This is a genomic window from Flavilitoribacter nigricans DSM 23189 = NBRC 102662, assembly GCF_002646595.1.
Classification (GTDB): domain Bacteria; phylum Bacteroidota; class Bacteroidia; order Chitinophagales; family Saprospiraceae; genus Flavilitoribacter; species Flavilitoribacter nigricans.
Genome location: NZ_PDUD01000017.1, coordinates 117,270 through 129,222, shown reverse-complemented (window position 1 = coordinate 129,222; position 11,953 = coordinate 117,270). Strand labels below are relative to the sequence as shown.

Genomic DNA, 11,953 nt, shown 5'->3' with positions numbered 1-11,953 from the left:
ACTGGAGCCTCATCCACCGGGGACGGGCTCCAGATTAAACGTAGTCAGTTGCCGGGCAACTGTACTCAACAATAGGTTCTTAGTTGGTCTGTAAGCGGTAAGCCGGGTCTGTATATTGAGCTCACCACAGCCCGGAGGCAGGCGGCTTACCGCATACGGAGGGGCACGATTTTTAATCCATCCGGATCAATCGGCCTCGTTTTTTGAAATCCGGGGTCTGCAGTTCGTAGACGTACATGCCGGCGGCCGGCCAGTTGGCGGCATCCAGTTCGATCTGGTGTTGTCCGGCGGTGTAGTCGCTTTCAATCCGGTGCAACAATTGCCCCTGGCTGGAAAAGATGCGTAGGCTTACGGTACCCGCGGTATTCAGGCGGAAACCGAGCGTAGTCATTTCCCGGAAGGGGTTCGGTGCGGTCTTAACCGATCCGGCGGCCAGTTCAAAACTGCTTGCCTGGGTTCCGGTATTGACGGCGGAAACAGTGGATTCAGTGGATTCTTTAGCGCGGAACAGGCTATAGCGGATCCGCACGCTCGCCTGATCGCAGTCGCCGTCGGCGTCGCAGATCTCGTAGGTCAGTACATCCTGGCCAACCAGGCCGAGTGCAGGAGTATACCGGATAGCGTCATCGCTCTGATCATCGGCATTGGCTCCGGTGTCGACCGTAGCGGTACCGTAGGCGGGAGCGGAAACGATCCGGATAGATCCGCTACCGGCACCGTTGGGACCAAAGTCGTCATTGGCCAGTACATCGATCGTGATGGTCTGAGCCGGACCGGCTACCGCCCGGTCGGACCGGGCCTCCGGCTTACCGTCTACCGTTTCTCCACCGCAGGAATAAGCGGCCGTGGCCGGATCGTTGCTGCTGTAGATATCCACGGATGGCGCATCGTCCACACTCATGGAGATCTGGTTGTTGAAGTTGGCATTCAGGTTGTTCAGGATAGCCTGCTGAATGGGGCTGTCGTTGATGAGTACGCTGACGCTTCCGCCCGTACAACCGGCCGGCAGTTGAAAACTGAACAGCGGAATAGGCTGCCCGGCAGCGGCCGCCGGACTGGGTGAATTTTGCAGTACCACATTGTAGACATCATTGCCTTCGAGATCAGCGGGATCGTAACCGACGCCTTCGTATACGTCCGGGCGCAGCGCAAAAGCTCTCCAGGTACCGGTATGGTCGGTAAAACTTCCGTTTTCGGGCAGATCGGGAATAGCGGGATCCGTCAGGGTTCCTTCCGGTAGAAGTAGCGTGAATACTGCCGTGGAGATGGTCACATTGCCGCTGCTAAAATCGGGAAAAGCAACAGCAGTGTAAGTATCTCCCTCTTTGACAATCCCGTAATCAACGTTCTGGGCAAAAAGAGACAGGGCGGTGAGGCATAGCAGACTGCAGGTGATTAGTAATGATCTTGTAATTCTCATTGTACATTGAGTGTTTGTTAAAATAAAAATTTGGGTTAATCGGGACCCTTGCCGCCAGTTGGTTTAAGGCTGCGGACAAAAGGATCCGGGGCCCGGTCGGTTTCGGACCGATCAGGCTTGGTATAGTTCCGTCGGAGCGGTGCCGGCAATAAGACCGGTCCACTTTCGATCGGAGGTTAAAAAAGCAATTGGTAAATGGTGATCAGGCTGATCCAGCTGCGGTTAAGCGCCGGTCGTCCCGATCGGGTTTCCGGGAAGTCCGCCGGTGATAGATCAGCGGGCCCGGAACGGTTAGGAATGTGTTCTTCATAGTAAATTTGTGTTTATTCTGTATAAAAAAGTGTTGGGTTAATACTGGGTAGGGTTTGGTCTTTTCCGCCGGCTCATAAAACCGGCTTTCCGATACAGATCGCCAGATCGCCAGATCGGTCCGGTTATTTTAGGCATAGTGATCTCCAATGCGATCTGGGAGTGAACCCGGATCATCGAAAACCATACCTGATCTTTACTGCATGCTGACTGTAATCAGCTGTAATGCAGTAGATTAAACCAAAATTGGAAATTGAGTAAGGAGTACCACAGAATGATCCCTAAACCATCACACTGACTGCTATCCCGACTTAGAGGTATAATAAGCTTGGGTTAGCATCCTTACAAAAGGATGAAACAGTACGCTGTTTTGGGGAACAGGAGAAAGAGTGGGTTTTTTATTATGTGGTATGTTTTGACTAAAAACAGGGAGCTGGCAAAGGAGGTATTTGTCCCGGTTTTTTACATGGCGGCATTGCAAAAATAGATCTTTAATAAAAATCTTCAACATTTTTTTGTTGAAAAATTTAAATTTTGTGACATCTTAAGTTGTAAATAAATGGAGGTTTAGATTTGTTTATCAGTTGGTTAACTGATTAATGTGTCACAAAAAGCTGTGCCTGGGTGACCCGAATTTGCAGCATTTTTTACGAAAAAAGGCCAGAATCGGCATTGCCAAATCTCCAGCTTACTGCAAAATACCGGGAATAGTAAGCCGGGATCGGTTCAATCCCTGGCCGCCGGCAGCATATTTCGGATCGCGGCGATCTTCCACTGCTTATGGTCCAGCACCAGGATGAAGGTACTCCACATCCGTCTGGCGGAACCATCCGGATTTTCGATCACGTAGCGCGCGTCGGCTACGGCGGAACCCCGGTTGAAAAATCGCACCTGCTCTATTGTTAACGTCCTGGTTCCGGGATTGTTCGTTGAGCTGCGCTGCATGCCCCGGATCGCGGTCCGGATCCCCCGTCGCCATTCGCCGGAGGATACCAGCTGGTCGATCTCGGGTATCAGGATCTGCTTTAGTAAAGCGGTATCTTTAGTTGCTCTGGCGAGTGAATACTGATCAATCAGCTTATGGATCGCTTGTTCGGCCTGCGGACCGGAGGCCATCTGTCGGGCGGAAGAGCAGCCGGCCAGTATGGCGATTACCGATAGGAAAAGTAGTGCGTTTTTTGTCATAGCAAGAAAGATAAACATTAAGTGCCAGTAAATAAATAATCTAAGTTGCGATGGAACTTAGGTAGAGATGCGAATCAGGAGTTAAAAGTCCCGGAGGGACGAGATATAGGTAGCCCGTCCAAAAATTTGGGAGGTTCAGCGTGCCGTAGGTACGCAATATGGTTTTACATGGCGTACCTACGGCACGCTAAGCCGGGAAATGTTCGTTTTGTTACCTACTTTTTGTGCCTAAAGGCACATTGATTCCAAGTTTAACCCTTGATTCGCATTAGAGGGTATAGAGTAGCGGGTAGAGGGATTACCAATCGTTAAAATGGAGCAAAATCGCTCATTTTAACGGCTGCAGTCTCTCTACGCTCAACCATCTACTCTCTACAATTCAAGTATCGCAACTTGAAATAAATAATACCATCAGGATGATCATTTTCTTATTTTTGCAGTTCATCTGGCTTTCAGACCACAGCAAGGCTTTAACCGGCCTAAAATATTGACTATGAAAAGCTTCTCTCTGATAATATGCTGCCTGTGGATATTCTCCGGAGGAACGGTACTCCAGGGGCAGGTCATTGATTACCGTACTTTCGTTCGCATAGAAAAGGGCAAACGCATTACGGAAAAGTCCTTTCAGATCCAGATCAATCATAAAGATCAGGAAGACCTGGCGAATATTGAAATACCCTACAGCGCAGATCAGGAATTGGACCTGCTGGAAGCTTATATCGTGGATCGCTCCGGACAAACGGTGAGAAAGCTGAAAAAGAAGGAAGTCACCGTTCGCAGCAATATTTCGCAGAGTTCCTTCCACGAAGATGATTACGTACAAACCTTTCAACTCCATTGGCACGAATTTCCCTACCAGATCCGGTACAGTTACCGCCTTACCGAACAGAAATTTATCTACGTAGCCAGGTGGCATCCGGTATTGTACACAACCGTACCGACCCTCAGTGCATCTTTAAGTGTAGAAGTCCCCGCTGATTATCCGCTAGCGATAGACTATTCTCCCGCATTGGATTATACGACGGAAAAACAGGGAGACGTGGTCCTGCACCGCTGGCAGGCAAAGGTAGTGGAAGTGCCGAAGTCCGAAACGCTGGCTCCGCCTTTTTCCGAGATCATCCCGCTGGCGACGGTGGTCCCCCAACGGTTCGATTATGCAATAGAAGGATCGATGGGATCCTGGGCGGAATATGGCGACTGGCACGAGCGTCTCAATGCTTCCCTGGATGAATTGCCGGCTGCGGAAGGCAGGGTCGTAGACAAACTACTGGCGGGTATTACGGACCAGCGGGAGCGGATTCAAAAGTTGTACCACCACCTTCAGGATCATACCCGGTACATTAACGTCGCTATTGACGTTGGGGGGTTGAAGCCATATCCGGCGGCCTATGTGGCAAAAAATAAATACGGCGATTGCAAGGCACTGACCATCTATATGAAGGCCCTGCTGAAATGGGCGGGTATTCCTTCCCACTACGTGGTCATTCACGCCGGCAGCAATCCGGTACGGGTGAAGGCCGGATTGCCCAGTCAGCAATTCAATCACGTTATTCTCGGAGTACCCCTGGAAGGCGATACCATCTGGCTGGAGAATACCGCCGGTTACCTGCCTTACAATTACCTCGGAACGTTTACCCAAAACCGACTGGCCCTCTGGGTGGATGGCATGAACAGTCGACTGGTGAGAACACCGACCATGGAGCTGTCGGAGGTTCTGGAACATTCGACTTACCGTTTTCAATTGCAGGAGTCGGGGCAGGGTCGGGTAGAGGTCAGTCAACGGCTGCGCGGAAAAACTTTTGAAAGTCTTTTATTCGGTCGACGCGAATTGACCGATCAGCAGTTGCAGGACCGGATCGAAGCGGGGATCCCCTGGTCAACGGTGAAGCTGAGCAATTGGGAGATCATCCAGCCGCACCGCGATCAGACGGACTTGGAACTGAAACTGGAACTCGAGGCCAGGGATCAGTTTCGCAGGATTGGCCGCCTGGTGGTGCTGCAGCCACCAGAAATCGACCTGCCGGATCTGGAATCGCCGTCCGTCCGTAAGCAAAGCGTACGTATACCTTATCCGGTCAACCAGCAGGATGAAATGTTCTACGAATTGCCTTTTCTGGCAAAATACCGGGTGGAACTGCCCGATCCAATTGCCATAGAAACGCCATTCGGGCTGTATTCGGAACATTACCAACTGAAAGATACCGGTATGGTGTTGAACCGTACCTTCCAATTATACCGGGGCGATTATCCCCTGGAAACCTATCCCGAGCTCTATAATTTTATCCAGGCCATTCGAAACGCCCGGAAGCAGGCCGCTGTGGTTTTGACGGCGGTTTCCGACGATTAATAGCCTGATGTAAAGTTGGTTGGAGTGCTGAGGTGTCGAACACCGTCAGAATTCAGATCACTTCGTATCGGGTAAAGTGTAGATTTAAATGCGACTCTTTGAATAAAAAAAATGGTCATTCCATGAAAAATTTTGTTTTTGTTTTCTGCTTTTTGCTCAGCCTGACGCTGCGGGCACAGGATCCGCTTATGGAATTCGGTTCCATGTCACAGGATCAGATCAATATGATTAGTTACGACAAAGCCCCGGACGCACCGGCTGTCGTATTATTTGATCTGGGCGAATCCTATTTTTATGACTTCGACGGAGGTTATAATATTCGTTTTACCCGTACGCGGCGGGTGAAAATATTCGATCAATCGGCGACGGATCTGGCCGAAGTCCGTATTCCCTTTTACGCCGATGGGTACGGAAAAACCGAGCGGGTGGCCAGCATTGAAGCTTTCACCTATAACTTTGAGAATGGGCGTCCGATCAAAAAAGCGGTAGCCCCGACTTCCATATTTGAAGAACAGATCAATGAGCGGTGGCGGGTGAAGAAATTCGTCTTTCCCGATGTGAAAAAGGGTTCGGTTATTGAATACCGCTACGTCCTGGAAACCCCTTTCCATTTTAACCTGCCGGACTGGACCTTCCAGGATAAGATCCCTACACTCTACAGCCAGTACCAGGTGAGTATGATCCCCTTTTACGATTACGCTTACATCGCCCAGGGGATCACCGAATTTGACGTCAAACATTCGGAAGAGGGGAAATTCGAACGTCGCTGGGGGAATGTCACCGAAGCAATGGGCCAGAGCTACGGGAGAGGGGTGAAATTCAAGGATCTGATCCACACCTATGCGATCAAGGATATACCCGCTTTCAAGGACGAATCCTACATCACCTCTCCGAATGATTACCTGATGAAGATCGATTTCCAGCTATCCCGGTTTTACAGGCCCCAGGGTGGCTCGACGGACATTATTACGACCTGGGAAAACCTGAACGAGTCTTTGCTCAAAAATGATCATTTCGGCGATTTCCTGAAGCAAAGCCGTAAACTGACGGGCAAATTGCTGGAAAAGGAATTGGATGTGAGTAGTCTTTCTGAAGCAGAAAAGGCGGAAAAGATCATCCAGTACGTGAAGGACAATTTCAGCTGGAACCAGACTTACGGTAAGTATACTTCCAAATCGGCGAAAGATCTTTGGTCCCAAAAATCCGGTAGTGCCGCCGAACTCAATTTGTTACTGGTCGCTTTTCTGCAGGAAGCCGGCCTGAAAGCGGAACCACTGCTCATCAGTACCCGGGATCACGGCAAGATCCACACGGAATATCCATTCGAACATTTCTTTAATTACGTGATCGCTTTCGTAGAGGCGGGGCAGCCTTTTCTGGCAGATGCAACCAGCACGGCTCTGCCCTTCAATCGCATTCCACCCCGTTGCATGAATGAACTTGGTCTGGTCGTACAGGAAGGCAAGCCCGTCTGGTTGCAGTTAAACAGCGAGATCACGGCTTTGGAAAACAAACAGATCCAGTTTAAACTCGATCCGGACACCCGAACGGCAACTACCACCGTTTCCATTCAGGCTACGGAGTACGAGGGATACCTCTACCGGACGCGATTTCGTGACGACGAGGAATCTCTGAAAACGTACTTCAAGGGTAAAGGCCTCCATACGGTTGAGATGGTCCGTACATCCAAATACGAAGAACCGGATAAACCCTACATCATCGGTATCAAAGGGACCAGTGAAATAGAACAGATCGGCTCAAACCTCATTTTATCCCCGTTCTTGGACTTTCCCATGCAGGAGAACTTGCTGCGTCAGGAAGAACGAACCTACCCGGTGGATTTCATTTATCCGAAGATGGATCAATTCCGGATCATCCTGGAAATCCCGGAGGGGTATGAACTCACCGACGCACCGAAAGCATTCCAGGAAAGTAATGAGTTGGTGGAAGTCAATATCACGCCCCAGCAAACGGCAACGAGTTTGACGATCAACGCGCACTACCACATCAAAAAATCGGTGTACAGTCCGCAAGAATATCAGAAGATCAAAGGATATCTGGATCTGATCATTAAGCAATTCAATCAGCAGGTCGTTTTGCAAAAAAGCTGATAAAGACTATGCGACCCGGTGATGGGAGGAGCGGAGACTTGGTGACGGGGAGTGGGGGAGACTCGGTGACGGGAAGCGCTGGAGATCTGGATCATGAATGAACCATAAGGACTATCTAACGATCACTAACTTATGAGAACTCCGATGAATCGCGGTTTCTAACGTAAGAATATAAGTGCCGGAAGGATAGACACTGGTATCCAGATCAAATTGCCAGCTTCCCGCCGGACGGTAGATCCGCCTGATTAGATAAGAAGGTTGGGCATTTTGAACGGATCGTATCGATACACTAACCTCCTGAGCTTCTCTAAGCTCAATGGAAAGCCGGGCACTTTGGGCCGTGGGATTGGGATAAATGTTTATTCCGGGAGCTTGCAGTTCCGGGTTGAAACTTGCGGTGATGGATCCCGAACCGCAGGAAATATATTGACTATTATTCAGACAGGTAAAAGCTATTCCCGTTGGCGTATCTAACCCATCGACGATGGTTGTAAATGGATCACCGAAAATGGTTCCGCGCCTGACTTCATCGATGGAGTAGTCCGTCCAGTAGAGGTAATCCGTGCCGGGTTCGAGGAGCAGGGCAAATGGATGGTGATCAGATGGAAATTGATACAAGGTATCGTAAGCAGTGCCATCGAAAGAAATGGAATAAATCCCGTTGCGGGCCGAAAAAATGAGTTGTTGGTGGAGCGAGTCGACTACCATCCGGTCGATCGGATCCTCGTGTTCATAGATCAGATCCTGGGTCTGGGTGTTTAGGTCGACAGAAAATATTTTGTGTGTTTTGAAATTCGGGCTTCCACCCGGGCCTTCCGTCCAGATCAATTCGTGGGTTTTCGGTAAAATGGCAAAGGAGTAGGGACGTCTGTCGGTTTGTAATAAGGTATCGATTTGCTCTTTTTGAATATCGTAGGCAAGAATGTAATTGTCGGTAGAATAACTAAAGATGATGCGGTCCTTGAAGGTATCAAGATAGAAATCGTCAGAATTTCCCTTGTATTGAAGCAAGGGTTCCCGCCCACCTGTACTGAGATCTATTGATTCAATTTCCCAGGGATTTTCTCCTTCAATCTTGTGTGTACGGTAGATCTTATTGCGTTTTTCATCCAAAACCATAAAGGAATAAATACTGATACTATCCATTACAATAGTATCCAGGCGTATTCCATTAAGATCATAAGCAACTATCTTAGGAAGTCTGAAATCAGCTACCAGTAATTGCTTGTTATTGACTTGTGCCGGTAATACCGTGCTCTGAAAGGCAATAGCAAATAGCAAGAGCACCATCGGGAGGGATAGGAATTTAATCATAAGGGCGCGCTAATTTACTTTTCGTTATCTGGATGACTAAGCTTATTTTCACCGGTAAAGGTAGCGGAAGCGTTTTATAATCGGTGAAGCCGAAGACCATTTGGTCGTGAACTTACCATTGTGAAAACGCCAAAGGTGCCGCAGTAATGGTAGCCTTTAATCTAGCCGTCCTAAATATAATCCGGGCTCCAACGCCCGCATATCCGATTTGCTGACCATATTTAATATCAATGAAAAGAAGAAAATTTCTCAATACCAGTGCAACAGCCGTTACCGCCGCCGCTGGATTTACCATCGTTCCGTCGAGCATTCTGGGCAAAGCCTTTGGACACGTTCCACCCAGTGATAAAGTCAATCTGGCCTGTTGTGGCATTGGCCACCGGGGCGGAGCGATCACCCGTTCGCTGAACGATACCGGCCACGCTAACTTGGTCGCCTTTTGTGATGTGGATATGGGCGGGGAACATACCCAGGAAAATCTGAAAAAATTCCCAAAGGTGGCCCGCTTCCACGATTTCCGGGAAATGTTTGATAAAATGGGCGATGATATCGATGCGGTCAGTGTCGGTACGCCGGACTTTTCCCACTTCCCGATCACCATGCTGGCTATGTCCCAGGGGAAACACGTTTACGTGGAAAAACCTATGGCCCGTACTTTCCAGGAAGTGGAATTGATGATGGATTGCGCGGACCGGCACCACGTAGTGACCCAGATGGGTAACCAGGGCCACTCCGAAGCAAACTACTTCCAGTTTAAGACCTGGGTGGACGCCGGCATCATCAAGGATGTGACGGCCATGACCGCCCACATGAACAGTCGCCGTCGCTGGCACGACTGGGATCCGAATATGAGCAGCTGGCCCAAAGCGCAGCCGATTCCTGAAACAATGGATTGGGATACCTGGCTGATGACGGCTTGTCACCACGATTATAATGAGGATTACCACCACGGACAGTGGCGCTGCTGGTACGATTTCGGTATGGGAGCCCTGGGCGACTGGGGCGCACACATCATGGATACGGCCCACGAATTCCTTGATCTTGGCCTGCCGTATGAAATTAATCCGACGAGACTGGACGGACATAATCCGTTTTTCTTCCCGATGTCTTCGACCATCATCTTCAAATTCCCCGAACGCGGCGATATGCCGGCGATGGATATTACCTGGCAGGATGGATTGGACAATATTCCGGCAGTACCGGACGGTTACGGCGTTTCCGAGATCGACCCGAATATTCCGCCGCCAAGTGACGGAAAACTGCAACCGGCAAAACTGAATCCGGGTAAGATCATCTACAGCAAGGAACTGACCTTCAAGGGTGGTTCTCACGGTAGTACGCTGAGTATCATTCCGGAAGAAAAAGCCAAGGATATGGCGAGCAGCCTGCCGGAAGTACCCGAAAGTACATCCAACCACTTCGCCAACTTCCTGCTGGCCTGTAAAGGGGAAGAAAAGACCCGTTCTCCGTTCTCCGTAGGCGGTCCGCTGAGCCAGGTATTCACCTTAGGTGTACTGGCGCAGCGCCTGAATGCCAAACTGGAATTTGACCGGGAAACCAAACAGATCACCAATAATCCGTTGGCGAATATGTTGCTGACCGGTGCACCACCACGAAAAGGGTGGGAAGAATTCTACAATATGTAAACCATTACCTGTACGCAGGTATCAGCATACCCGTTGCCGGCAAACAGCCGGCAACGGGTTTATTATTTGAGCTTCTTGAAATCCAGTTCGGAAAAGTCGACATCCAGCAGGTTGCCCTGCCCGAGTTTAAATCCGGTAACCCGCTGTCTCACGTCAAAATTAAAAGTCAGGAAGCCGTTCGGCACCCGGATGTCGTCCCAGTCGACCCGAAAAGTGTCGTAATTCCAGTGGATCAGCCTGGCGCTAAAGATCGGGCTATGGGAAAAAGAGAGTTCCAGTTCCTGCTCGTTGCGTACCTGGATGGATACTTCCCCGTACATCTCATCCGTGTAGGTGCCGGCATAACTGGCCAGGGCCACAGATGGCTGGGTATCCTTGATGCGGAATTGTTCAAACCGTTCCTGCATCCCTTGCAGTTGCTGGAGATAATTACTTCGGCGCATTTTGATGTCTTCGTAATCTATCACTATTGCCGGCTCGTTCAGCAGTTCCGAAAGGATTTTGTACGTCAGCATTGAGGTGGCCGGTTCCTTTTCCGTATTGCTCAGAATGATCAGCCCGAAATCCAGGTCTTCCACCATCACCAGATTGGCCGCCATGCCGTCGATCCCTCCGCTGTGCTCGATGATCTTATGCCCATTTCGGGGCGTCAGCCACCAGCCGAATCCGTAGGAGGTGAACTCATTGTGCAGCGGACCCGACAGCGGGAAAATGATCTGAGGCGTAAACAATTCCTCAAGCACATCGGCCGGGAGCAGCGTATCGGTCCCGTGCATGCCGTCATTCAGCAACAGCTGCATGTAGGTCAACATTTCTTTAGCCGAAGCGTAGATAAATCCTCCGGCCGCCAGATTGTCTCCTCTTTCCTGTTGAACTGCTTCTTTCTGTCCTGCCTCGTTCCGCACGTGCGGTTGCGCCAGATTGACACTGGCTTCCCGCATTTCGGAGATCGAAGTCGTATTGGTCATCTTCAGGGGAACGAGGATCCGGGTTTTCAGGAATGCGTCCCAGCTCATGCCACTTACCGCGGCAACAATCTCGCCGGCCACGACAAACATCACATTCTGGTAAGCCGGTTTATAGCGGAAGGGTGTCTCCGGTTTCAGATGTTTCAACCTTTTGATTATTTCCGTTCGGTCCAGGTCGGAGTGATACCACAGGCTGCCACCGCTGACCGATTTGAGCCCACTGCGGTGCGTCAGCAGGTCGCGAATGGTAAAATTTTCGGTGACATAAGGTTCGTACAACTCAAAGTAAGGGAGGTAATCCCGTACACGGTCGTCCCAGTCTACTTTTCCTTCACTGACCAGCAGCGCCACCGTGAGGGCCGTAAATGATTTGGAGATGGATCCGATGCCGAACAAGGTGTGCTCATCAACACTGGATGAGGTGCCGATCTCCCGCACACCGTATCCCTTCAAAAAGCGGGTCTCGCCGTTTTGGATGATACCGACGGAGAGGCCGGGAACCTCGAAGTCACTGATCAATTGCTCGATATAAAGCTCGAGTGAATCGTAATTGATGGTTTGAGCCGAAAGGAAAGTGCATCCTAAAAGGCCGGCGGCAGTGAGTAGGAGTTGTAGTTTATTCATAATAGGGATTTAGGTAAATGACCTGACAA

General features: G+C 50.1%; 7 protein-coding genes. 3 read left to right on the top strand and 4 right to left on the bottom strand.

Going from position 1 to position 11,953, the window contains the following annotated elements; translation table 11 throughout:
• Positions 1-172: 172 nt before the first annotated feature.
• Both CRP01_RS09705 and CRP01_RS09700 read right to left on the bottom strand, forming a co-directional pair.
• Positions 173-1,420 carry an Ig-like domain-containing protein gene (locus CRP01_RS09705; protein ID WP_099149833.1) on the bottom strand — a complete coding sequence of 416 codons (1,248 nt, stop codon included), beginning with the start codon at positions 1,418-1,420 and terminating at the stop codon, positions 173-175.
• Between the two features lie 1,035 nt (positions 1,421-2,455).
• Complete coding sequence (locus CRP01_RS09700; protein ID WP_222845685.1) at positions 2,456-2,914, bottom strand: YybH family protein; 459 nt, start codon at positions 2,912-2,914, stop codon at positions 2,456-2,458.
• 493 nt (positions 2,915-3,407) lie between these two features.
• Between CRP01_RS09700 and CRP01_RS09695 the strand changes: the two genes are divergently transcribed.
• Together CRP01_RS09695 and CRP01_RS09690 are read left to right on the top strand one after the other, a co-directional pair.
• Positions 3,408-5,261 carry a DUF3857 domain-containing transglutaminase family protein gene (locus CRP01_RS09695; protein ID WP_099149831.1) on the top strand — a complete coding sequence of 618 codons (1,854 nt, stop codon included), beginning with the start codon at positions 3,408-3,410 and terminating at the stop codon, positions 5,259-5,261.
• Between the two features lie 122 nt (positions 5,262-5,383).
• Positions 5,384-7,372: a DUF3857 domain-containing protein gene (locus CRP01_RS09690; protein WP_143473342.1), complete on the top strand. Its 1,989-nt coding sequence runs from the start codon at positions 5,384-5,386 to the stop codon at positions 7,370-7,372.
• A gap of 111 nt (positions 7,373-7,483) precedes the next feature.
• Here the strand turns inward: CRP01_RS09690 and CRP01_RS09685 are convergent, their stop codons facing one another.
• Entirely contained in the window at positions 7,484-8,686 is a 1,203-nt protein-coding gene (locus CRP01_RS09685) for a T9SS type A sorting domain-containing protein (protein ID WP_099149829.1), read from the bottom strand.
• 230 nt (positions 8,687-8,916) lie between these two features.
• Between CRP01_RS09685 and CRP01_RS09680 the strand changes: the two genes are divergently transcribed.
• The gene (locus CRP01_RS09680) at positions 8,917-10,332 is read left to right on the top strand and encodes a Gfo/Idh/MocA family oxidoreductase (protein WP_099149828.1); all 1,416 of its coding nucleotides are present in this window, start codon (positions 8,917-8,919) and stop codon (positions 10,330-10,332) included.
• Positions 10,333-10,394: 62 nt separating this feature from the next.
• Here CRP01_RS09680 and CRP01_RS09675 read toward each other — a convergent pair whose 3' ends face one another.
• Positions 10,395-11,924, bottom strand: coding sequence for a serine hydrolase (locus CRP01_RS09675; RefSeq protein ID WP_099149827.1), 1,530 nt, complete (start codon positions 11,922-11,924; stop codon positions 10,395-10,397).
• Positions 11,925-11,953: the final 29 nt, after the last annotated feature.